Below are 21,656 nucleotides of genomic sequence, written 5' to 3' on the forward strand. Positions count from 1 at the left end.
GAATGTCTCACAATCACCCATCCCCATTTGGGTGACAAGTGAGGGTGGGTTGAAGATGCTGACAAATCTTCACTATTCTGCCAACATAGGTGAGGAAATCTCAAAGAGGGGGAAGCCCGTGACCCGACGCGTCGGCTACGCCGCAGGGGCGTTCGATCTGTTCCACATCGGACACCTGAACATCCTCAAGCACGCTAAGAGCCAGTGCGACTATCTGATCGCGGGCGTGGTGTCCGACGAGATGCTCCAGTTGACCAAGGGGATCACCCCGGTCATCCCTCTGGCGGAACGGCTCGAGATCGTGCGTCACATCGCGTACGTCGACGAGGCGGTGCCCGAGACGGTCCCCGACAAGCTCGACATGTGGCGTGAGCTCAAGTTCGACGTCTTCTTCAAGGGCGACGACTGGCGCGGCACCGAGAAGGGGATGCGGCTGGAGCGGGAGTTCGCCGAGGTCGGGGTCGAGGTCGTCTACTTCCCGTACACGATGACGACGTCCTCGACGCAGCTGCGGAAGGCGCTCGCGGCGCTAGCCGGCTGAGGCCTCGTCCGACGCGCCGGCGAACCGGTCCGTCGCCTCGATCAGGGCGTCCAGGATGCCCGGCTCATCGAAGGCGTGCCCGGCGTCCGGGATGATCCGCAGCTCCGCTTCCGGCAGCGATCGGTGCAGATCCCAGGCGGTCATCGGCGGCGTGCAGACGTCGTAACGGCCCTGCACGATGACGGTCGGGATGTCCGCGAGCTTCGGCGCATCCCGGATCAGCTGGCCCTCCTCGAACCAGCCGCCGTGCACGAAGAAGTGGTTCTCGATGCGAGCGAACGCGACCGCGTACGCGTCCTGCGTGAACGAAGCGACCAGCTCGGGACGCGGCAGCAACGTGATCGTGGACGACTCCCAGCGCGACCAGGCGATCGCCGCCGGCTGGTGCACAGCCGGGTCGGGGTCGGCGAGCAGCCGCTGATACGCCCGGATGAGGTGGCCGCGCTCCGCGGGCGGCACGGGTTCGAGGAAGCCCTCCCACAGGTCGGGGAACAGCGCCGCCGCGCCGCCTTCGTAGAACCAGTCGAGCTCCTGCGCCCGCAGGGTGAAGATGCCCCGCAGGACGAGCTCGGTCACGCGCTCGGGATGCGTCTCCGCATACGCGAGGGCGAGCGTGCTCCCCCAGGACCCGCCGAACACCTGCCAGCGCTCCACGCCCAGATGCTCGCGCAGGCGCTCGATGTCGTCGACGAGGTGCCACGTCGTGTTCACCGCGAGGTCGGCCTCCGGCTCGCTGGCGTGCGGGAGGCTGCGGCCGCACATTCGCTGGTCGAACAGCACGATGCGGTAGCGCTCCGGGTCGAACAGACGGCGGTGCGCCGGGGTGGTCGCGCCGCCCGGGCCGCCGTGCAGGAAGACGACGGGCTTGCCCTCCGGGTTGCCGCTCACCTCCCAGTACAGCTGCTGGCCGTCGCCGACGTCCAGCATCCCGCTGTCGTAGGGCTCGATCTCCGGGTACAGGGTCCGCATGGGATGAGGCTAGCGGCAGACGGAGGTCACACCCCGGCGCCGCGCTCGATCGACGACCGCAGCGCCCGCCCGGTGGCCGGGTCGAGGGACAGCAGCCACGCCTGCAGCGCGGCGGCTGGCCAGTGACCGGTGCGCAGATCGAGGCCCGGGTCCGGCACGAACCCCGCAGCCTCCCGGACGCAGCCGACGACGTCCAGAAGCGCGATCGTCGCGGCGACGCGCGGGGTGGGCTCGTGGTCGATGGCGAGCGACCATCGCACCGCCTCGCGCAGCGCCTGCTCCTCGGTCGTGCTCGACGCGGGATGGACGGGCGCGCCGGGGAGGCCGAGGAATGCCCACGGCCTCCGCTCGTGCAGCACCCCGCGCTCCACCAAACCCGAGAGCACGGCGTCGGCGAGCGGGCCGCGGCCGAGCCGGTCGACCCACCATTCGTCCGTCTGCGGAGCGGCGGTCGCCGCGATGCGCTCGCGCACGGCCGCGACCGGGTCCTTGTCTGCATTGCCGAGGGAGGTCGCGCACACGCGACCTTCGTCGTCGAGATGCGCCTCGCCGCGGACCGCCAGCTCTGCCAGCGCCCCCGCGCCCAGCACGGCGCTGAAGGTCCGCAGCTCGACCGCTCGGCGGCCGCTGGAATCACGGAGCAGGAGGAGGGCCAGGCCCTCGGGGACGCTGAGCGTTTCGAGTGCGGGAAGGGTCACGTCCTTAAGGACGCTTGCGCAGCCCGTTCGTGACGCGTTCCGACTGGATCAGAGCCGGGCCGCCGGCACCGAGAAGGTGTCGCAGGCCGCCGCACCCTGGCGGAAGCCGGTCGTGAACCAGCGCTGCCGCTGCTCGGCCGAGCCGTGCGTCCATCCCTCCGGGTCGACGCGACCGGTCGCCGCCTGCTGGATGCGGTCGTCGCCGACCGCCGCCGCCGCGCTCAGGGCGTCCGTGATCTGGGCGTCGGTGATCGGCTCGAGGAACGTGCGGCCGTTCTCGTCCTTCGTCGTCGACGCGGCGCCCGCCCAGCTGCCGGCGAAGCAGTCCGCCTGCAACTCGGTGCGGACGCTGTCGGAGGCGGGGCCCGTCTCGCGGCTGGTGTGCTTGTCCATGATCCCGGCGATGTTCTGGATGTGGTGCCCCCACTCGTGGGCGACGACGTACATCTCGGCGAGCGGTCCGCCGCTCGATCCGAACTTGGAGCGCAGCTCGTCGTAGAAGCCGGTGTCGACGTAGAGGGTCTGGTCGGGCGGGCAGTAGAACGGGCCGACGGCACTCGTCGCTCCGCCGCATCCCGTGTTCGTCTGGTCGGTGAAGAGGACGAACTGCGGGCTCGAGTACGTGCCGCCGAGCTGGGGGAGCTCGTCGGCCCAGTAGGTGTCGAGGGACGCGGCCGCGCCCTGCATCCGGCAGTCGATGCTCGCGTTCGCCTCGGCGCCGGTCGAGCAGCTGACGGCCTGGTCGCCGGTGCCGATCTGCTCGGTCCCGCCACCGGATCCGCCGCCCACGAGCCCCGAGACGTCGACGCCGAAGAGCTGGGCGATGAGGAACACGGCGATGGCGCCGAGGCCGACGCCTCCGGCGGCGATCCCGGTCGTACGGCCGCGGCGGCGCACCTTGCCGCCGCTGATGTCGGCATTCGGATCGAACGTCATGACGCGCAGGATACGCCCGGCCGGACGGCTGGACATGGGGGTTGCGCCGGGGCTTGCGCATAGGGCAGAGGGCCGGTCTAGGCTCGGCGGCGTGAGCGCATCCACCACGCCGGTGACCGTCACCGTGACCGGGGCGGGGGGTCAGATCGGGTACGCGCTGCTGTTCCGCATCGCCTCCGGGCAGCTGCTCGGCCGGGAGACGCCGGTGCGGCTGAGGCTGCTCGAGATCCCGGCGGGCCTGCGGTCGGCGGAGGGCACGGCGCTGGAGCTGGAGGACGGCGCGTTCCCGCTGCTCCACTCGGTCGACGTCACCGACGACGCGCGCGCCGCGTTCGACGGCGTGAACATCGCCCTGCTCGTCGGGGCGCGCCCGCGCGGACCCGGGATGGAGCGCAGCGACCTCCTCGCGGCCAACGGCGCGATCTTCGGACCGCAGGGCGAGGCGATCAACGCGGGGGCGGCGCCCGACGTGCGGGTGCTCGTGGTGGGGAACCCCGCCAATAACGAACGCGCTCATCGCGAGCGCGCACGCCCCCGACGTGCCGGCCGAGCGCTTCACGGCGATGACCCGGCTCGACCACAACCGCGCGGTCGCGCAGCTCGCGCGGCACCTCCGCGTGCCCGTGCGCTCGGTCGACGGCGTGATCGTGTGGGGCAATCACTCGGCGAGCCAGTACCCGGATCTGACGCACGCCACGGTGGACGGACGCCCGGCTACCGAGCTGGTGGACGAGGGCTGGCTGGTCGACGAGTACATCCCGCGTGTTGCGAAGCGCGGCGCCGAGATCATCGAGGTGCGCGGGTCGTCGTCGGTCGCGTCCGCGGCGAGCGCCGCGATCGACCACGTCCACGACTGGGTGAACGGCACCGGCGACCGGTGGACCAGTGCGGGCGTCGTGTCCGACGGGTCCTACGGCGTGCCGGGGGGTCTGGTGTCGTCGTTCCCGGTCCGGTCGGAGGCCGGCGCATGGCGGATCGTCGAAGGCCTCGACATCGACGCCTTCTCGCGCGAGCGCATCGACGCATCCGTCGCCGAACTCGTCGCCGAGCGCGACGCCGTCCGCGCCCTCGGTCTCCTCTAGCCCTCTTCCTCCGCAGATTCGTGCCGAATGTGCGTTATGGCGTAGCCATTCCGCACATTCGGCACGAATTTTCCCCGCGGGTCAGCGCTTTTTCTGGGACTTCTCGGGGGTGGGGAGCGTGCCGGCGGCGCGGCGCTCGGCGTAGTAGGCGCGGGCCTCGGCCTGGCGCTCCGCCTCCGCACCGGACGCGATCTTCGCGCGGATGAGCTCGGGGCCGTAGCCGAACGCGTCCACGAGGTCGACGGCGTGCGGGCGGATGCGCGTGATCAGGCGGTCGATGTAGGCACTGACGGCCTGCGCGCGCTGCGGCGACAGGCGGCCGTTCATCAGGTACCAGGCGAGGTGCTTCTCGATCAGCCCGAAGCCGAACAGGTCGCGCAGCCAGGTCAGCACCTGCTTGGTCCCGGCGTCGGGAGCCTGCTCCAACGCGTCCGTGAACGCCTCCCACTGCAGCAGCTCGCCGTGAGCGCGGGCGGCCTCGATGAGCTCGTTCTGCTGCGAGTTGAACAGGTCGGCCGCGGCCTTCTTGCCCAGCTTGGACGCGGGACGGAGCTTGCCGGCGATCTGCGCGATCATGGTCTCGACGCGGGCCGTCAGCAGCTCGCGCTGCGTCGTCGGCTCCTGCAGCCAGTTGACGGAGCGGGCGGTCGAGCCGAAGTCGCGGACCGTCTGCGCGACGCTCCGCAGCCCCGACCCGTGGTACGCCTTGCCCGCCGCCTGCGTGACGACGTAGCGGGCGAGCGCGCCGGCGTCCGCCTTCGCGAACTTGCGGCTGTAGTCCGTGAGCAGGCGCTTCGCGACCAGCTGCAGCAGGACGTTGTTGTCGCCCTCGAAGGTGACCCAGATGTCCAGGTCCTGGCGAAGCGAGGTGATCCGGTTCTCGGTGAGGAAGCCGGCTCCTCCGCAGGCCTCCCGGGCCTCCTGCAGCGTGTCGAGCGCGTGCCAGGTGCTCAGCGGCTTCAGCGCCGCCGCGATGGTCTCGAGGTCCTGCCGGTCGGTGTCGGAGTCGGCTTTGCCGCTGAACACGTCGTCGAACTTGTGCAGGAACACCTCGTGCGCGAAGCCGGCGGCGTAGGTGGTCGCCAGGCGCGGCAGCAGGCGGCGCTGGTGGCGCTGGTAGTCGAGGATGACCTCCTCGTCGCTGTCGCTGCCGGCCGTGAACTGGCGGCGCTGGTCGGCGTAGGTGATCGCGATCTTCAGCCCGATCTTGGAGGCGATGACCGCCGAACCGTCGAGCGAGACGCGGCCCTGGACGAGCGTGCCGAGCATCGTGAAGAAGCGGCGGCCGGGGCTCGCGATCGGCGACGTGTAGGTGCCGTCCTCGGCGACGTCCCCGTAGCGGTTCAGCAGGTCGGTGCGCGGGATGCGCACGCCGGTGAAGTGCAGCCGGCCGTTGTCGACGCCGTTCAGGCCACCCTTCTGGCCGTCGTCCTCGCCGCCGATGCCGGGCAGGAAGTCGCCGTTCGCATCCCGGATCGGGACGTAGAACGCGTGCACGCCGTGGTTGACGTTCTTCGTGATGAGCTGGGCGAAGACGACCGCGGCCGTGGCGTCGACCGCCGCGTTGCCGAGGTAGTCCTTCCACGCGCCCCGGAACGGGGTGTCGAGGACGAACTCCTGCGTCTCCGGGTCGTAGGTGGCGGTGGTGCCGACGCTGGCGACGTCCGAGCCGTGGCCGGTCTCGGTCATCGCGAAGGCGCCGGGCACGTCGAGCGACATGATCGCGGGCAGGTACTTCTGGTGGTGATGCTCGGTGCCCAGGTGCATGACGGCTGAGCCGAACAGGCCCCACTGGACGCCGGACTTGATCTGCACCGAGGGGTCGGCCGCCACGAGCTCTTCGAAGGCGGCGATGTTGCCGCCGTTGTCCTCCTGGCCGCCCACCGACTTCGGGAAGGCGCGGTGCACCTGCCCGTTCTCGACGAGGAGCTTCAGCTGCTCGAACACGCGCGTGCGGTGGTCGGCGACCGACAGCCCCTCCTGCTTCTGCATCTCCGGGCGCGATGAGAGCGCTCGGGAGGCGAGGCGGGCCTCCGCCCAGTCGCCCAGCAGCTGGCGGCCCAGCGCTTCGACGTCGACGCGCGGTGCGGCGCCGGTCGTGCGCGGGGGCTCGGGGACGGCGGGCGTCGTGGATGCAGCGGGGGTCGCGCTCGGGACGCGTTCGGCAGTGTCGACCATGACCTCTCCTAACGGAAATCGCGGGATATCGTCACGCTACGACGCCCGTCGCGCGAGCGGAAACCGTCGGTGCCCCGCCTACAAAAGCGGGTCGGGACGTCCACCCCGCCCTTTGTGGGAACCGTCCAAAGGCGCGCCTCCGCGCCGTGACACCACGCACAACGCGCGCAGCCCCCGGAGCGCAGCAAAAACGTCGCCCCAGACGGCCTGGGACGACGTTTTCGTGTGCTCGGGGGCTGCGGGCCGCGGAGCGGGTCAGGCGGCGCGGCGCGGGGCGCGCGGGGTGCGCAGGTCGCGCTGCTGCGGGCGGGGGGCTCGGAGCGGCGTGGCGAGCGCAGCGCGTGCGGCCGCGGCTCCCTTGAGCTCGATGACGGTCCCGGACGCGATCTGGGCGTCGCGCTCGACGCGCGCGCCGTTGCCGATCATCGCGTTCTCGCCGAGCTTCGCGCCGCTGCCGATCTTGACGCCGGAGCCGACGATGCAGCCCGCGCCGATGTGGACGTTCGCGCCCACGAAGGTGCGGTCGCCGACCGTGGCGCCCTTGTCGATCCAGCTGCCGGCGCCGACATAGGCGTCCATCCCGACACGGGCATCGGCCTCGACGTAGGCGGTGGGCTCGATGTACGCAGACTCGGCCACCCGCGCCGTCGGGGCGACGAGACCCCGGCCGTTCGCGTGACGCTTGTACTTGATGACGGCCCCGGTCTCGTCCTCGAGCTCTTCGATCATTCGTGCCATGTAGCTTGAGTCCTCCATTCGAGCTCGTTAAGTAATCGCTCAATGACATAACACCGCCCCACGGGAAGTAATTCCCTGGTCGTACGGTGGAACGACGGACGATACGCCCTCACGGAGACGCCGCAAGGGGTTACCCCCGGGGAGGATGCTGTGGCCGGAGCTCAGGCGGAGGCGGACGCCACGACGGAGAGCAGCGCCTCGCCGTAGGCCTCACGCTTCTTGACGCCGATGCCGGAGATGCCGTCAAGATCGGCCAGCGACCCCGGCCGTGCGGCCGCGACGGCCCGCAGTGTGGCGTCGCCGAACACGATGTACGCCGGGACGCCCTGCTCGCGCGCCTGCCCCGCGCGCCAACTCCGAAGAGCCTCGAACAGCGGTTCGTCGTGCGGGGCGAGCTCGGCGGACGCCGAGCCTGCGCTGCGGGACGAGCGGGAGGCCCGCTCCGGGCGGTCCGGCTCGGTGCGGAGGACGACCTGTCGGGCGCCGGACAGGACGTCGGCGCTCGCGGGCGTGATGGTCAGCACGCCGTATTCGCCCTCGGGCTTCAGCAGTTCCTGCGCGATGAGCTGACGGGCGACGCCGCGCCACTGGCTCTCGCTGAGGTCGTCGCCGATGCCCCAGGTCGCCAGGCGGTCGTGCCCGTACTGCTCGACACGCGAGGTGCGCTTGCCGCGCAGGATGTCGATCAGGTGGCTCGCGCCGAACCGCTGGTTGCGCTCGCGCTTCAGGCGGACGACGGTCGAGAGCAGTTTCTGGGCGGGCACGGTGCCGTCCCAGCTCTCCGGAGGCGTGAGGCAGGTGTCGCAGTTGCCGCACGGGCCGGACTCCTGGCCGAAGTACGCGAGCAGGTTGACCCGGCGGCACTGCACCGTCTCGCACAGCGCGAGCATCGCGTCCAGGTGTTGCGTCATGCGGCGGCGGTGCGCGAGATCACCCGGGGAGTCGTCGATCATGCGCCGCTGCTGCACGACGTCTTGCAGTCCATAGGCCAGCCAGGCGGTGGACGGGAGGCCGTCACGGCCCGCGCGGCCTGTCTCCTGGTAGTAGCCCTCCACGGATTTCGGGAGGTCGATGTGCGCGACGAAGCGCACGTCGGGCTTGTCGATGCCCATGCCGAAGGCGATGGTCGCGACGACGATGATGCCTTCCTCGCGCAGGAACCGTGCCTGCGTCCGAGCGCGCTGAGACGCCTCGAGGCCCGCATGGTACGGGAGCGCGGTGAGGCCGCGGGAGGACAGGAACTCGGCCGTTCTTTCGACCGACGCCCGCGACAAGGCGTAGACGATGCCGGCGTCGCCGGGGTGCTCGCGCGTGATGAAGTCGAGCAGCTGCTTGCGCGGCTCGACCTTGGGGACGATCCGGTACTGGATGTTCGGCCGGTCGAAGTCGGAGACGTAGTGCTCCGCGCCCTCCAGCCGCAGCCGCGAGGTCAACTCGCGGTGGGTCGCCTCGGTCGCCGTCGCCGTGAGGGCGATCCGGGGCACGTCGGGCCACCGGTCGGCCAGCTCGGACAGGGCCAGGTAGTCGGGCCGGAAGTCGTGCCCCCACTGCGACACGCAATGCGCTTCGTCGATGGCGAAGAGGGCGATGCGACCGCGCTCGAGGAAGCGCTTCGTCGCCTCGGAGGACAGCCGCTCCGGGGCCACATACAGGATGTCGAGCTCGCCGCCGAGATACGCGCGCTCGACCGCGGATCGCGCGGCCGCATCCTGCGTCGAGTTGAGGAACGCCGCGCGCACGCCGACCGCCGTGAGCGCATCGACCTGATCTTGCATGAGCGCGATGAGCGGCGAGACGACGACCCCCGTGCCCTCGCGCAGGAGCGACGGGATCTGATAGCAGAGGCTCTTGCCGCCGCCGGTGGGCATGAGGACGACGGCGTCGCCGCCCCCGGCCACGCGCTCGATGATCGACTGTTGCTGCCCGCGGAACCCGTCGTACCCGAACACCGTGCGCAGTGCATCCTGAGCGGTCTCGAACCGGGCGGGCGTGGGTCGCACCGCCGCCTGCCGAACCGCGACCGGCCCGGCGCCTATGGGCCCCGCGGCGGCCCCGCGTCCGGCCGGCGCACCCGGCTCGACCGCATCCCAGACCGCCCCGGCGTACGGGTCGTCGAACTCGGGCGGCGCCTCTTCGTCGAGAGGAGGCGCATCCCTGTCGTCGGGGACCCAGCCGGAGGTGAAGCTCATGCCTTCGATCGTAACGGCGGCCGCCGACGCGTTCCCGGGGAGCGGCCGCATCTGTGGATAACCCGCGCATGCGCGGCCCCGCCTCCGGTACCATCGCCCACATGCGCCGGCTCATCGTGACGGAGTTCATGACCCTCGACGGCGTCGTCGAGGCACCCGGCGGCGAGCCCACGCATCCGCACTCCGGCTGGACCATCCCCTTCGGCACCGACGCCCTGTACGCCTTCAAGCTGCGCGAGGTGCTGGAGGCGGAATCCCTCCTGCTCGGGCGGCGCACCTACCAGCAGTTCGCCGACGCCTGGCCGCCGCGCGAGGGCGAGTTCGCCGACAAGATGAACGCCATGCCGAAGGCCGTGGCGACCTCGCGTCCCGCTGAGCTGACCTGGAACGCGACCGCGCTCGAGGCGCCGATCCGGTCGTCCGTCCAGACGCTGAAGGACGGCGACGGCGGCCCGATCCTCGTCGCGGGCAGCGCCTCCCTCGTCCGCTCCCTGCTGGTGTGGGGACTGGTCGACGAGCTGCGGTTGCTCACCTACCCCGTGATGGTGGGCGGCGGCATCCGGCTCTTCCCGGACGATCACGAGAAGTGGACGTTCGAGCTCGCTGAACTCACCCGATTCGACTCCGGCGCGGTGCTGCACACCTACCGTCTGGCCGGGAGCTGATGCCGGCCGCAGTCCTCGGGCTTCTGAGCGCACTGGTCTACGGGTCCGCCGACTTCCTCGGCGGGGTGGCCGCGCGGCGCATCGGCCCGGTGAGGACCACCGCCGTCGGCGCCGTCAGCGGTCTGGCGCTGCTCCTGCTCTCACTGCCCGTCGCGGGAGGGGTGTGGTCGCCCGCCGCGCTCGGCTGGGGCGCGCTCTCGGGCCTCGTCGGGTCGGCGGCGGTCGGGCTGCTCTACGCGTGTCTCGCGATCGGGCCGATGAGCATCCTCTCGCCGCTGACCGCGCTCGTGTCGGCGCTCGTCCCGATGGCCTGGGGACTGGTCGGCGGCGACCGGTTCGGCCTGGTCGGCTCGCTGGCCCTCGGGCTCGCTCTCGTCGCGGTGGTGCTGGTCGGGTTCGTGCCCGAGAAGGGCGCGGTGCGGCCGAGCGCGCGTGCCCTCGGGATGGCCGTGGCAGCGGGCGCGCTGATCGGCGTGTTCCTCATCCTGCTGAATCAGACACCGGACGACTCCGGGGTCGTGCCGCTGATCGCCAACCGCGCGGTCAACGGCGCGGTCATGTGGGCGGTCGTCGCGCTGCTCCTGCTCCGGCGGCGCCGGGCGCTCGGGGACGCGGATGCGCTCCCCCGCCTGCAGCCGCACGGCGTCGGAATCGCGGCAGGCGCCGGCGCGCTGGACGCATCCGCCAACCTGCTCATCCTGATCGGCCTCCGCCTCGGCGACCTGACCACCATGTCGGTGCTGGTCGCGCTCTACCCGGCGGGCACGATCCTGCTCGCCGCCATCGTCCTGCGGGAGCGGGTGGCGCCGGTGCAGTGGGTCGGCCTGGTGCTGGCCGTCACCGCCGCCGCCCTTCTGGCCCTGGACTGACATGCAGCATTCTTGAACTGGACCTGATTCCCGCTAACCTGGGTCGCTGGACCACACGAGGGAGCAGCATGAGCACACCGCACGAATCGGCCGAGGGACTCGCGAGCCGGCGCGACCACGTCGCAGACCTCGGCACCTCCGTGCAGGACTTCTCGAGCGAGCAGGAGGGTTACCGCAAGACCCTCTCCTCCAGGCAACTGCAGATGATCGCCATCGGCGGCGCCATCGGCACCGGTCTCTTCCTCGGCGCAGGCGGCCGCCTTCACCAAGGCGGCCCGCTGCTCGTCGTGGTGTACGCGGTCTGCGGATTCTTCGCCTTCCTGGTGCTGCGCGCCCTGGGTGAGCTCGTGCTGCACCGTCCGTCGTCCGGCTCGTTCGTGTCGTACGCCCGCGAGTTCTACGGCGAGAAGATGGCCTACGTCGCCGGATGGATGTACTTCCTCAACTGGGCGATGACCGCAATCGTCGATTCCACCGCAGTGGCGCTCTATGTGAAGTACTGGAGCCTGTTCTCGACCGTGCCGCAGTGGCTGCTGGCCCTCATCGCGCTGGTCGTCGTCGTCAGCCTGAACCTGATCTCGGTGAGGGTGTTCGGCGAGCTCGAGTTCTGGTTCGCGCTGATCAAGGTCGGAGCGCTGGTCGCGTTCCTGGTCGTCGGCATCGTCGTTCTGGCGGCCGGCTGGCCGACCGATCTCGGCCCGACGGGCATCGCCATGCTGTCCGAGAACGGCTGGCTGCTCCCTCACGGCGTCGCGACCATCGGCATGGCGATCGTGCTGGTGCAGGGCGTCGTGTTCGCCTACGCCGGAATCGAACTGGTCGGTATCGCGGCCGGTGAGACGGCGAACCCCGAGCAGATCATGCCGCGGGCGATCAACAGCGTCGTCTTCCGCATCGCCGTGTTCTACTGCGGCTCGGTCCTGCTGCTCGCGTTGCTCCTCCCAGCCGGCGCTTACAGCGGCTCGGAGAGCCCTTTCGTGACGTTCTTCAGCCATCTCGGCGGCCCTCAGCTGAGTGCCGTCATCGGCTCGATCATGAACTTCGTCGTGCTCACCGCCGCCCTCTCCAGTCTCAACGCCGGCATGTACTCGACGGGCCGCATCCTGCATTCGATGGCGCAGACAGGGGCCGCGCCCCGATTCACCGGCCGCATGAACCCCCGTGGTGTGCCGTACGGCGGCATCCTCCTCACCGCGGCGGTCGGCGTCCTGGGCGTCTTTCTCAACCTGATCGTCCCGGAGGAGGCGTTCAACATCGTGCTGAACGTCGCCGCCCTCGGCATCATCACGAGCTGGGGGATGATCGTGCTCTGCCAGATGCAGTTGCGTCGCTGGTCGGTCCAGGGCAAAGTCAGCCGTCCGGCGTTCCAGCTGTTCGGGGCGCCCTTCACGGCCTGGCTGACCCTCGCCTTCCTGGCGGCCGTGCTGGTGCTGATGGCGTTCGACTACCCCACCGGGACGTGGACAGTGGCCTCGCTGGTTGTCATCATCCCGCTCCTCGTGCTCGGCTGGTATACGCAACGGTCGCGCATCCTGGCGATCGCGGCGAACCGGCAGGGTTTCACCGGCGCGCACCCCGTGGTCGCAGCGCGCCCGAAGCGTCAGGAGCGGCGCACCCGGGAGTGAGCCTCGGCTAGGCGGGCGGGGCGACCTGGGCGGCCTGCTCCAGGGCGGGGAGGGCGGCGGCGATGGCGGTCCGCTGCTCGGGGGTCAGCTCGGCGAGGATCGCCGCGACGGCTCGCGCGCGGTCGGAGCGGGCCTCCAGGAGAAGCGCGGTGCCCGCCTCCGTCCCGGAGACGAACAGCGAACGGCGATCCTGCGGGTCCGGCGTGCGCTCGACGAGACCCCGCGCCTCCAGCTCCGCGACGATCCGCGTGATGGTGGGAGCGGCCGCCACCTCGATGGACGCGAGCTCGCTCGGGCGCAACGGGCCGCTCCGGACGATGGTCGACAGGGCGGAGAGCTGGCCGTGGCTCAGCCCTCCGGTGGAGGAGCGGATGCGCCGGTTCAGACGCCCGACGGCCAGGGCCAGGCGGCCGGGGACATCGTCGTCGCGTCCGGCCGCCGGCCGCTCGTCAGCTTCATGCGCGGTGGGCACCGACTTCCTCGCCTTCCTCGGTGGCCGACCGCTCGGGTGCGACGGCCTCCTCATGAACATACTTGCCTCCGCCGAGGAACGACGCGACGGCTCCGATGATGCTCATGACGGCTGCGGCGAGGAAGACGACCACCAGCCCGTCGTGGAAGGGCCCGGAGATGAGCTGCGGGAAGAACTCCTTGCCGGTCAGCGTGGCCCCGTCGACGTGCGGCGCCGTGAGGATCCCCGTCGGCCCGAGCAGGCTCTGGATCGGGTTGTAGCCCAGGAACGCGGCGAACAGTGATCCGACCGGCGGGGTGTTCCCGACCTGCGCGGCGATGTTCGCGGGCACGCCGTGCGACGTGAGCCCGTTGGTCAGCGCCGACGGGAGCGCCACCGAGAGGCCCGCGATCATCAGCGAGAAGAAGATGCCGATCGAGAGCGAGCTCCCGGCATTCAGCGCGACTCCGGCCATCCCGGATGCGGCGCCGCGCTCGTTCGCCGGCACGCTGTTCATGATCGCGGTGCGGTTCGGCGACGAGAACAGGCCGGAGCCGATGCCGTTGAGTCCGGTGAGGACGGCGAACTGCCAGTACTCGAAGTTCACGGGGATGAGCAGCAGCCCGATGAACGTCGCCGCGACGATCAGCAGGCCGACGGTCGCGAAGGCGCGCGAGCCGAACCGGTCGGACAGCGCCCCCGAGATCGGTCCGGCGATCAGGAAGCCGATCGTGATCGGCAGCATGTAGATGCCCGCCCAGAGCGGCGTGGACTCGTAGCTGTAGCCGTGAAGCGGCAGCCAGATCCCCTGCAGCCAGATGATCAGCATGAACTGCAGCCCGCCGCGTCCGATGGCGGCGAGGAACCCGGCGAAGATGCCGGACGAGAACGCGCGGATGCGGAACAGCCGCATGTCGAACATCGGCGCGGGCACCTTCAGTTCGACGAAGACGAAGAGGCCGAGCAGCACGATCCCGCCGATGATCGCCCCGAGCACCCACGGGTTGCCCCAGCCCTGGCTGGAGCCGCCGTAGGGCTGGATGCCGTACGTGATGCCAGTGAGCAGCGCGATCAGGCCGATGCCGAACGTGGCGTTGCCGAGCCAGTCGATGCGTCCGGGGTTCTTCTGGCCGACCTCGTGCAGCGACTTGATGGACCAGATGGTGCCGACCACGCCGAACGGCACCGACACGAAGAACACCGCACGCCAGTCGATCTCGGCCAGGACGCCGCCGAGGATGAGGCCGATGAAGCTTCCGGCGATCGCTGCGACCTGGTTGAGGCCGAGCGCGAAGCCGCGCTTGTTGGCCGGGAACGCGTCGGTGAGGATGGCGGTCGAGTTAGCGAAGAGCATGGCGCCGCCGATGCCCTGCACGAACCGCCAGACGATCAGCCACAGCGCGCCGGGCCCGGCGGTGAACGGGTCGAGGCAGAGGGCGATGGCGGCCAGGGTGAAGATCACGAAGCCGAGGTTGTAGATGCGGACGCGGCCGAACTGGTCCCCCATCCGGCCGAACATGACGACGAGCACGGCGGTGACGAGCATGTAGCCCATCAGCATCCAGAGCAGGTAGGACACGTTGCCCGGCTCGAGCGGGTTCAGCTTGACGCCGGTGAAGATGGCGGGCAGCGAGATGATGACGATCGACGAGTTGATCGTCGCCATGAGCATGCCGAGGGTGGTGTTCGAGAGCGCCACCCAGCGGTAGTGCGGGTGGTCTTTGGTGAAGATGCCGGAGCGGGCCACAGAATTCCTTGCAGACGCGGTTGTTTATATGCGTCAACTATATAACTCTGCAGCCAGAGGCGAACCCGGCCGGAGGAGAATCGAGGCCGGAAGGATCCAGCAATGGTGCTCCGAGGCCTCGCCGCGGCGGTCGCGGCGGTTCTGCTGCTGGCGGGATGCGTCCCGACCAGCCAGGAGGAGGCCTCTGCGCCGCCGAGCGCGGAGACGCGGTTCGCGATCCCGTACACGGACGATCCGGCGGAGGTGACCGCGCACACGCTGGACTTCTACCCGCCGACACCCGCCACCCCGGAGCCGGCGCCGCTCATCGTCTGGACGGGAGGGAACGGCTGGCTGGAGGACACGGGAGGCGGCACGGGATCGAGCGTCGCGGCCCTCTTCGGACCGCACGGGTACGCGGTCGCCGGCGTGAACATCCGCAGCAGCGCGGAGGCCACGTTCCCCGGCCAGGTCGAGGACCTGCGCGCGGCCATCCACTTCCTCCGCGCGAACGCCGACCGCTACCGCATCGACCCCGAACGCATCGGCGTCGCGGGCGACTCCTCCGGCGGGTGGACGGCGCTCATGGTCGCGCTGACGACACCGCAGGGCGGCAGCCCGTCACAGCAGGTGAGCGCCGCGCTGGCGCTGTACGCGCCCATCGACTTCCCCGCCATGGACCGCGACCTCCCCGCGAACTGCCGACCCGATCGACCCCGGGATCGCGTCAGCTGGTGCCAGCAGGACGCGTCCTCGTCGACGTCGCGGATGCTGGGATGCGCCCTGCCGGTCTGCCCGCCCGCACTACTGGAGTCGGCAACGCCGAGCCTCTTCGTCGATGAGGACGACCCTCCCGTGATGCTCGTGCACGGCGCCCTCGACGAGCTGGTCCCCTGGCAGCAGAGCACCGCGCTGTTCGACGCGATCACGGCCGCGAAGGGACGAGCGGAGCTGATCCTGGTGCCGCGCGGGAGTCACGGTCAGGCGGCGCAATGGGTGGCCGGCGGCCCGCTCGTCGCCGGGGCGACGCTCACGCGCTCCCGTGGCGGCACCGTGACCGGCCCGGCGCCCGTGACGTTCGACGGGGACGTTCTGGTCGATTTCTTCGACCGGACGCTCCGTTGAGGTCGCGCGCTACTGCACCGACGTCAACCGCACCAGGTTCCGCGCGGCCATCGCGATGGTGAGCGGGCCGACGCGCGGAACGAAGACGCTCGCGCGCTCGCGGACGGACGGGTCGAAGTTGGTGAACTCGGCCACATCCACGCAGATCGCGCCCTCGCGGATCTCGTCGCCGCGGATGAGCTCGAACGAGCGCGACGGCACCGCCGAGATGACCACGTCGGCGGTCGCCAGTGCCTCCGCCCGGGTCACGCCGGAGTCGCGCACGTCGTGCGTATGGCGGCCGATCGCCGGCTCGAACGTGACCGAGCCGGTGAGGTCGAGGGAGTGCACGAGAGCGCCGTCGTTGGCCAGCATCGCGGCAAGCGGGCGCCCGACGAGCTCGCTGCGGTTGATGACGCAGGCGGTGACCCCGGCGAGGGGCGCGCTGGGATCGGTGCCGCGCATCCCGGCCTTCTGCAGGAGCTTCAGGATGGCGAGCGGCGTGCACGGGAGGATCGCGCGGACCGACCGGTCCGGATCGACGAACCGCTGGTTCTCGTAGAGGAGGCGGCTCCAGAAGGAGTGCATCCCCTCGACGTCCTTGCGCGGATCGACGAGCTCGCGCAGCCAGCGGTCGCCGCGCGGGTCGGTGAGCGGGTAGTAGAGGAAGACGCCGTCGACGTCCGGGTCGAGGTTCGCGTCGGCGACGGCCGCCTCCACGTCCTCCGGGGCGACGCGGCGCAGGTCGAACTCGATGCCGACATCCTGGAAGCCGCGGCCCGCGAAGCGCGCATAGGTCGCCGCGGGCCCGGTCTCCTGGCCGAGCAGGCCGACGACGCGGAGCGAGCGGCCGTCGGCGGCCAGGCGGGTGACGTCCTCGCGCACCTGCGCGCGGAACTCCGCGGCCACCCCGGACGGATCGAGTTCGGTCGCGGTCATGCCGCCTCCACCACACGTGCGCTCATAGGCAACGAGCCTAATCGGCCTTCGCGGCGCCCTGCTCCGCGGGTTCAGGAGTCCGCGGCTCGTCCCGCCCGATCGAGCGCAGGCTGCGGTCGAGCACCGTGATGAGGAGGAACACGATCGAGATGCCGATGACCACCCAGCCGAGCACGTGCAGTCCCCCGGTGGTCGCCCGCTCTCCGTAGACGTTGCCGTACACGACGGAGGCGACGATCGCGCCCAGGTAGAAGAAGGTCCGCAGCAGACCGGCGGAGGACGCGATCCGTTCGGGCTCCGCCTGGTGGTAGAGCGTGTTCTGGATGGCCAGGTTGTTCAGCCCCTGCGGAATGCCGAGCACCAGCATGGTGACGACGAGGTACCAGATCGGCGTCGCCCCGGTCATGAACAACACGAGGATGCCCGCGGCGAGCTGAGCAACGGAGCCGATGAGCAGCTTCCCCAGCACCTCCGGACGGCGCCCGAACGCCAGGGCGACGGCGATCCCGGCGGCGAAAACCGGCAGCAGCACGAGCCCTGCGGCGGTGGGGTCGAGCGCGCGCCCGTTCTCGAGCCACTGCGTGAAGCCGTAGACGAACGTGTAGGAGATGGTCGCCGTCAGCAGCGAGCGCGTGTAGGTGAGCAGCAGCGGCCCGTTGCCGCCGAGCACGCGGAGGTCGATGAAGGGCGAGTCGACGCGCAGCTCCCGCCACACCAGCGCGGCGCCGGCGACCAGCGCGATGGGAAGCAGCCACAGCGTCCCGACGGAGATGTTCTGCAGGAAGATCAGCAGCGCCAGCATGGCCACCGCGAAGAAGAGGATGCCGAGGCCGTCGATGCGCGGACGCTGGTCCCGCGGCGGTTCCAGCCCGGTGCGCCGCGGAAGCAGGATCGCGCCGAGCACCACGCTCGCGAGGCCGAGCGGGAGGTTCACCGCGAAGGTGGCACGCCATCCCCACGCCCCGATGAGAAGGCCGCCGAGGGTCGGCCCGACGACCGCGACGGTCTGGGTGGTCACCGACAGGATGGTGAGGATGACCGCGGGGGACGCCACGCCCGTCCGCTGACCCTCCGCCCGGATCAGGTGCATGGCCGCGGGATAGCCGGCGCACGTCCCGAGGCCGAGCACGACGCGGGCGGCGACCAGCCACCACACGCTCTCGGGCGACTCGGGGATGAGCAGGCCGATCGCGCCGGCGACCGCGACCAGTGCGCCACCGGCGAGGTAGAGGCGCTTCACGCCGAAGATGTCGACGAGCCGCCCGACGAGCGGCTGCCCGATCGCCGTGGCGAGGTAGAGCGCGGAGACGAGCCACACGGTCTCGGACGCCGGCGCTCCGAGCGCGATGCCGATCGGTGCGAGCGCGACGGCGATGATCGCGGTGTTGATCGGGTTCAGGATGGCGCCCACCATCATGGGCGCGAGCAGCCGGCGGTCGAAGCGGCCGGCCGGCGCGGGTTTCAGGGCCATCAGTCGAGGATCCGTTCCAGGACAGAGGTGGCGGCGGCGAGAGTCATGAGCTCGGCCTGGGAGACCTGCTCGGCGAGCGCCTGCTCCAGCCACGCGACGCCGGCCTCCCGCTGACCCGCGATCTGCGCCCATCCCGCCTCGGTCAGGTCGACGATCTGGCGGCGGCCGTCGTTCGGGTCCTGGCTGCGGGTCACGAAGCCGAGGCCTTCGAGCGCTTCGACGATCGCCGCCATCGATTGCGGACGGACCCGTTCGGCGAGCGCGAGGGCGCTGACCGTCGAGACGCCGCCCTTGCCGAGCCGCGAGAGCGCCGACGCCTGCGACGGCGTGATGTCGTCGTTCGTGGTCTCGCGCAGCTTGCGGAGCAGCCGGGCGAGCATGGCGCGCAGGTCGACGGCGGTCTGGCGCGGGGTGACGTCGGGGTGCTCGCTGGTCATATAGACAGTCTAGACTGCACAGTTGTAACTGTCGAGATTCCGAAAGGATCCCCCATGACCTCCGTCCTTCTTCTCTGCGACTTCCAGAACGGCATCGCCGGCCGCCCCGGGATGGAGGGAGCGGTCGAGGCCGCCGCCCGCGCCCTCGACGCGGCCCGCACCCGCGGCATCCCAGTGGTGTTCGTCCGCGTCGCGTTCCGCCCCGGCTACCCCGAGGTGGCCGCCTCCAACCTGGCGTTCGGCGGGCGCGTCGCGTCGGCCGGGGACCAGATGCACGTGGACAGCCCGTACACGCAGATCATCGACGCGCTCTCCCCTCGGGACGACGAGCCGGTCGTGGTGAAGAAGCGCATCTCGGCCTTCGCCGGCAGCGACCTCGACGTGCTGCTCCGCGGCCTCGGCGCCGACGAGCTGGTGATCGGTGGCATCGCGACGGGCGGCGTCGTGCTGTCGACCGTGCGCCAGGCGGCCGACCTCGATTACCGACTCACGGTGCTGGCGGACGCGTGCGCCGACGCCGACCCGGAGGTGCACCGGGTGCTGACGGAGAAGCTGTTCCCGCGGCAGGCGGCGGTGGTGACGGTGGAGGAGTGGGTCGGGTGACTCCCACATTCCGCTGGCGAATCCCGGTTTTCCAAAACCTTTGACACCCGTTCGAGGGTGGAATTGGGTGGGTCGCGCAACAAATTCCGACCGATACGAAGGAGTATCCGCGTGACCTCTCGCCTCAGAACAGGCCTCATCGCCGCCGCCGTCCTCGGCGCCGGCGCCGTCATCCTCGCTCAGGGAGCCGCATTCGCCGCCCCGCCTGCCACTCCGCCCGGACACCAGCCGCACGTGCCCGCCGACTCGCTGCGCGCACTCGGCGACGCCGTGGGCTTGCGGATCGGGACCGCGGTGGACATGGACGCCCTCGCGTCCAACCCCGCCTACCGCGACATCACCGCGAACCAGTTCTCGACCGTCACGGCCGAGAACGCGATGAAGTGGGAGAGCGTGGAACCCTCCCCCGGCGTCTACGACTGGGGGCCGGCCGACCAGCTCGTCGCCTTCGCCCAGCAGAACGGGCAGCTCGTCCGCGGGCACACGCTCGTCTGGCACAACCAGCTCCCGGCCTGGCTGAACGCCGCCCTGCCCTCCATGAGCACGGAGCAGGTGCGCGCCCTGCTGAAGAAGCACATCCAGGATGAGGTGGGCCACTTCAGGGGGAAGATCTGGCAGTGGGACGTCGTCAACGAGGCGTTCAACGACGACGGAACCTGGCGCGACACCATCTGGCTGCAGAAGCTCGGGCCGGGATACATCGCCGACGCCTTCCGGTGGGCGCACGAGGCCGATCCGAAGGCGCTTCTCTTCTACAACGACTACAACATCGAGTTCACCGGGCCGAAGAGCAACGCGACCTACAGCCTGGTGCAGCAGCTGCAGAAGGAGGGCGTGCCGATCGACGGCGTCGGCTTCCAGACGCACCTCGACACGCAGTACGGCCTCCCCGACCTGAAGGCCAACCTCGAGCGCTTCGCCGCGCTCGGCCTCAAGGTCGCTGAGACCGAGGTGGATGTGCGAACGACGCTGCCGGTGACCCCCGTCGAGCAGACGGCGCAGGTCGGCGCCTACGTCTCCACGCTGCAGGCCTGCCTCGCGGTGCGCGCCTGCATCTCGTACACGATCTGGGGCTTCGGCGACGCGTACTCGTGGGTGCCGGCGGTCTTCCCCGGCGAGGGCGCGGCACTGATCTACGACGAGAACCTGCAGCCCAAGCCGCAGTACACCGCGCTGCAGGACACGCTCGCCCTGGCATCCGGAGCCCCCGGCCGCACCGGCCCGCACCGCTGACCCTCCCGATTCGCGCCGAATGCGCGCTGTTCCTCACGAATGGCGCGCATTCGGCGCGAGTCACGTGCCGCCGCAGCCTCCCGAGAACGCATCCATTACTAGCCTGGCTAGCGATAGGCTGTGGCGCAGGCGAGAAGAGGGAGAACCGGCACGATGGCGCAGCTGTCAGCGATCCAGGACCGACTGCGGGCGCTGCTCGCCGACGAGCGCGGCCTCGAGCAGCTGCTGGAGCCGCAGCCCTCGTGGTACCCCGTCCTGCTCCGTCAGCTCGAGCTCGCCGTCGGCGACCAGAAGGTCATCTACCTCGGAGCAGCCGCGGCCTCCGGGCTGTCGACGGTGACGCTCCGCGTCGGCGTCTTCACCGACCGCATCGTGGTGGCGGCGGAGGTCATCGACGACGGCACCCCCGGCGCCCAGGTCGTCACGCGGGTCGAGAGCCGTTCCGGCCTGCTCCGCTTCGAGCTCTCCGGCGGGTCGGAGGCGGACAACGCCGAGGAGTCGTCGTGGTCCGGCGGCTTCCGCATCCGCGCCTTCTACCAGTCGGGTCTCACCGTGACGGTGCCGGCCAACATCGTGGACACGGAGGCCAAGCGGGTCTCGGTCCGTGCCGTCCTCGACGGCATCCGCGAGGACCTGCAGGCCCGCCCCGGCGATCCGCCGCTCGGCCGCGAAAACCCGTCATGATCTCCTCGGCCGTCTACCTGAGCTACCGCGACGCCCCCGCTGCGATCGCGTGGCTGGAGGCGATCGGCTTCGACGTCATCCAGCGGCAGGACGCCCCCGACGGCTCGGTCGGGCACAGCGAGCTGCGGCTCGCGGACACCGTCGTGATGCTGGCGACGGACCAGGTCGCGGTCGAGCCTCCCCTCGCCGGCGCCTCGACGGGCGTCGGCACGTACCTCGTCGCCCCGGACGTCGACGGGATGTTCGCTCGCGCCATCGAGGCCGGTGCCACCGTCGTGTTCCCGCCCGAGGACACGGAGTGGGGCACCCGGCGAGCGCGGGTGCTCGATCCTGGCGGCCGCGAGTGGAGCTTCGGGTCGTACCGCCCGGGCGAGCAGTGGTCGCCGAGTTAGTCAGCCAGCTTACTTTCTCGTAGGATGGGCCCGTGAGCCGTCCTCGTCACCGCATCCGCACCACCGTCATCGCCGTGCTCGGCGTCCTCGCCCTGGTCGTGGTCGGCTTCCTCGCGTGGGCATCCA

Annotated in this window: 20 protein-coding genes and 1 pseudogene; 10 read left to right on the forward strand and 11 right to left on the reverse strand. The window is 70.6% G+C overall.

Annotation, left to right across the window (positions count from 1 at the left end; all coding sequences use genetic code 11):
- Positions 1 to 118 precede the first annotated feature (118 nt).
- Positions 119 to 541, forward strand: a complete 423-nt coding sequence (locus AB0P25_RS04715) for an adenylyltransferase/cytidyltransferase family protein (RefSeq protein ID WP_363805692.1) — start codon at positions 119 to 121, stop codon at positions 539 to 541.
- Here the strand turns inward: AB0P25_RS04715 and pip are convergent.
- From pip to AB0P25_RS04730, 3 genes are read right to left on the reverse strand one after another with little or no spacing between them, the layout of a single operon-like run.
- Positions 530 to 1,510, reverse strand: coding sequence for a prolyl aminopeptidase (gene pip, locus AB0P25_RS04720; RefSeq protein ID WP_363805693.1), 981 nt, complete (start codon positions 1,508 to 1,510; stop codon positions 530 to 532). The genes AB0P25_RS04715 and pip overlap by 12 nt on opposite strands.
- 26 nt (positions 1,511 to 1,536) lie before the next feature.
- Positions 1,537 to 2,208, reverse strand: coding sequence for a GPP34 family phosphoprotein (locus AB0P25_RS04725; protein ID WP_363805694.1), 672 nt, complete (start codon positions 2,206 to 2,208; stop codon positions 1,537 to 1,539).
- Between the two features lie 48 nt (positions 2,209 to 2,256).
- On the reverse strand, positions 2,257 to 3,144 hold the full coding sequence (locus AB0P25_RS04730; protein ID WP_363805695.1) for a neutral zinc metallopeptidase: 888 nt from the start codon (positions 3,142 to 3,144) through the stop codon (positions 2,257 to 2,259).
- Between the two features lie 112 nt (positions 3,145 to 3,256).
- Between AB0P25_RS04730 and AB0P25_RS04735 the strand changes: the two are divergent.
- Positions 3,257 to 4,226, forward strand: a pseudogene (locus AB0P25_RS04735) (malate dehydrogenase).
- Positions 4,227 to 4,307: 81 nt separating this feature from the next.
- Here AB0P25_RS04735 and AB0P25_RS04740 read toward each other — a convergent pair.
- The 3 genes from AB0P25_RS04740 to recQ all read right to left on the reverse strand — a co-directional run bounded on the left by AB0P25_RS04740 (position 4,308) and on the right by recQ (position 9,331).
- A complete protein-coding gene (locus AB0P25_RS04740) occupies positions 4,308 to 6,404 on the reverse strand; it encodes an acyl-CoA dehydrogenase (protein WP_363805696.1) in 2,097 nt (698 codons plus the stop codon).
- 255 nt (positions 6,405 to 6,659) lie between these two features.
- Entirely contained in the window at positions 6,660 to 7,142 is a 483-nt protein-coding gene (locus AB0P25_RS04745; protein ID WP_363805697.1) for a DapH/DapD/GlmU-related protein, read from the reverse strand.
- 161 nt (positions 7,143 to 7,303) lie between these two features.
- Entirely contained in the window at positions 7,304 to 9,331 is a 2,028-nt protein-coding gene (gene recQ / locus AB0P25_RS04750; RefSeq protein ID WP_363805698.1) for a DNA helicase RecQ, read from the reverse strand.
- Between the two features lie 101 nt (positions 9,332 to 9,432).
- Between recQ and AB0P25_RS04755 the strand changes: the two genes are divergently transcribed.
- The 3 genes from AB0P25_RS04755 (at position 9,433) to AB0P25_RS04765 (ending at position 12,490) form a co-directional block, all read left to right on the forward strand.
- Positions 9,433 to 9,996: a dihydrofolate reductase family protein gene (locus AB0P25_RS04755; protein ID WP_363805699.1), complete on the forward strand. Its 564-nt coding sequence runs from the start codon at positions 9,433 to 9,435 to the stop codon at positions 9,994 to 9,996.
- Positions 9,996 to 10,865 carry an EamA family transporter gene (locus AB0P25_RS04760; protein WP_363805700.1) on the forward strand — a complete coding sequence of 290 codons (870 nt, stop codon included), beginning with the start codon at positions 9,996 to 9,998 and terminating at the stop codon, positions 10,863 to 10,865. The genes AB0P25_RS04755 and AB0P25_RS04760 overlap by 1 nt, the downstream gene beginning before the upstream one ends.
- A gap of 68 nt (positions 10,866 to 10,933) precedes the next feature.
- On the forward strand, positions 10,934 to 12,490 hold the full coding sequence (locus tag AB0P25_RS04765) for an amino acid permease (protein ID WP_363805701.1): 1,557 nt from the start codon (positions 10,934 to 10,936) through the stop codon (positions 12,488 to 12,490).
- Positions 12,491 to 12,497: 7 nt separating this feature from the next.
- Here AB0P25_RS04765 and AB0P25_RS04770 read toward each other — a convergent pair whose 3' ends face one another.
- Together AB0P25_RS04770 and AB0P25_RS04775 are read right to left on the reverse strand one after the other, a co-directional pair.
- The gene (locus AB0P25_RS04770; protein WP_363805702.1) at positions 12,498 to 12,962 is read right to left on the reverse strand and encodes a MarR family transcriptional regulator; all 465 of its coding nucleotides are present in this window, start codon (positions 12,960 to 12,962) and stop codon (positions 12,498 to 12,500) included.
- Positions 12,946 to 14,688 carry an MFS transporter gene (locus AB0P25_RS04775; RefSeq protein WP_363805703.1) on the reverse strand — a complete coding sequence of 581 codons (1,743 nt, stop codon included), beginning with the start codon at positions 14,686 to 14,688 and terminating at the stop codon, positions 12,946 to 12,948. The genes AB0P25_RS04770 and AB0P25_RS04775 overlap by 17 nt, the downstream gene beginning before the upstream one ends.
- Before the next feature lie 102 nt (positions 14,689 to 14,790).
- On the opposite strand from AB0P25_RS04775, the gene AB0P25_RS04780 reads away from it, so the two are divergent.
- Entirely contained in the window at positions 14,791 to 15,792 is a 1,002-nt protein-coding gene (locus AB0P25_RS04780) for an alpha/beta hydrolase (protein WP_363805704.1), read from the forward strand.
- 9 nt (positions 15,793 to 15,801) lie between these two features.
- Here the strand turns inward: AB0P25_RS04780 and AB0P25_RS04785 are convergent, their stop codons facing one another.
- From AB0P25_RS04785 to AB0P25_RS04795, 3 genes are read right to left on the reverse strand one after another with little or no spacing between them, the layout of a single operon-like run.
- Complete coding sequence (locus AB0P25_RS04785) at positions 15,802 to 16,710, reverse strand: bifunctional methylenetetrahydrofolate dehydrogenase/methenyltetrahydrofolate cyclohydrolase (protein WP_363805705.1); 909 nt, start codon at positions 16,708 to 16,710, stop codon at positions 15,802 to 15,804.
- Positions 16,711 to 16,747: 37 nt separating this feature from the next.
- Positions 16,748 to 18,181 carry an MFS transporter gene (locus AB0P25_RS04790; protein ID WP_363805706.1) on the reverse strand — a complete coding sequence of 478 codons (1,434 nt, stop codon included), beginning with the start codon at positions 18,179 to 18,181 and terminating at the stop codon, positions 16,748 to 16,750.
- Complete coding sequence (locus tag AB0P25_RS04795; protein WP_363805707.1) at positions 18,181 to 18,618, reverse strand: MarR family transcriptional regulator; 438 nt, start codon at positions 18,616 to 18,618, stop codon at positions 18,181 to 18,183. Before AB0P25_RS04795 ends, AB0P25_RS04790 begins: the two co-directional genes overlap by 1 nt.
- A gap of 54 nt (positions 18,619 to 18,672) precedes the next feature.
- Between AB0P25_RS04795 and AB0P25_RS04800 the strand changes: the two genes are divergently transcribed.
- The 4 genes from AB0P25_RS04800 to AB0P25_RS04815 all read left to right on the forward strand — a co-directional run bounded on the left by AB0P25_RS04800 (position 18,673) and on the right by AB0P25_RS04815 (position 21,530).
- Entirely contained in the window at positions 18,673 to 19,221 is a 549-nt protein-coding gene (locus AB0P25_RS04800; protein ID WP_363805708.1) for an isochorismatase family cysteine hydrolase, read from the forward strand.
- Between the two features lie 111 nt (positions 19,222 to 19,332).
- Positions 19,333 to 20,454 (forward strand): endo-1,4-beta-xylanase, encoded by a 1,122-nt coding sequence (locus AB0P25_RS04805; RefSeq protein WP_363805709.1) that lies wholly within the window; start codon positions 19,333 to 19,335, stop codon positions 20,452 to 20,454.
- 153 nt (positions 20,455 to 20,607) lie between these two features.
- Complete coding sequence (locus AB0P25_RS04810) at positions 20,608 to 21,138, forward strand: hypothetical protein (RefSeq protein ID WP_363805710.1); 531 nt, start codon at positions 20,608 to 20,610, stop codon at positions 21,136 to 21,138.
- On the forward strand, positions 21,135 to 21,530 hold the full coding sequence (locus AB0P25_RS04815) for a VOC family protein (protein ID WP_363805711.1): 396 nt from the start codon (positions 21,135 to 21,137) through the stop codon (positions 21,528 to 21,530). The genes AB0P25_RS04810 and AB0P25_RS04815 overlap by 4 nt, the downstream gene beginning before the upstream one ends.
- The last annotated feature ends 126 nt before the right edge of the window (positions 21,531 to 21,656 follow it).

The organism is Leifsonia sp. NPDC077715 (genome assembly GCF_040686855.1).
Lineage (GTDB): Bacteria > Actinomycetota > Actinomycetes > Actinomycetales > Microbacteriaceae > Leifsonia.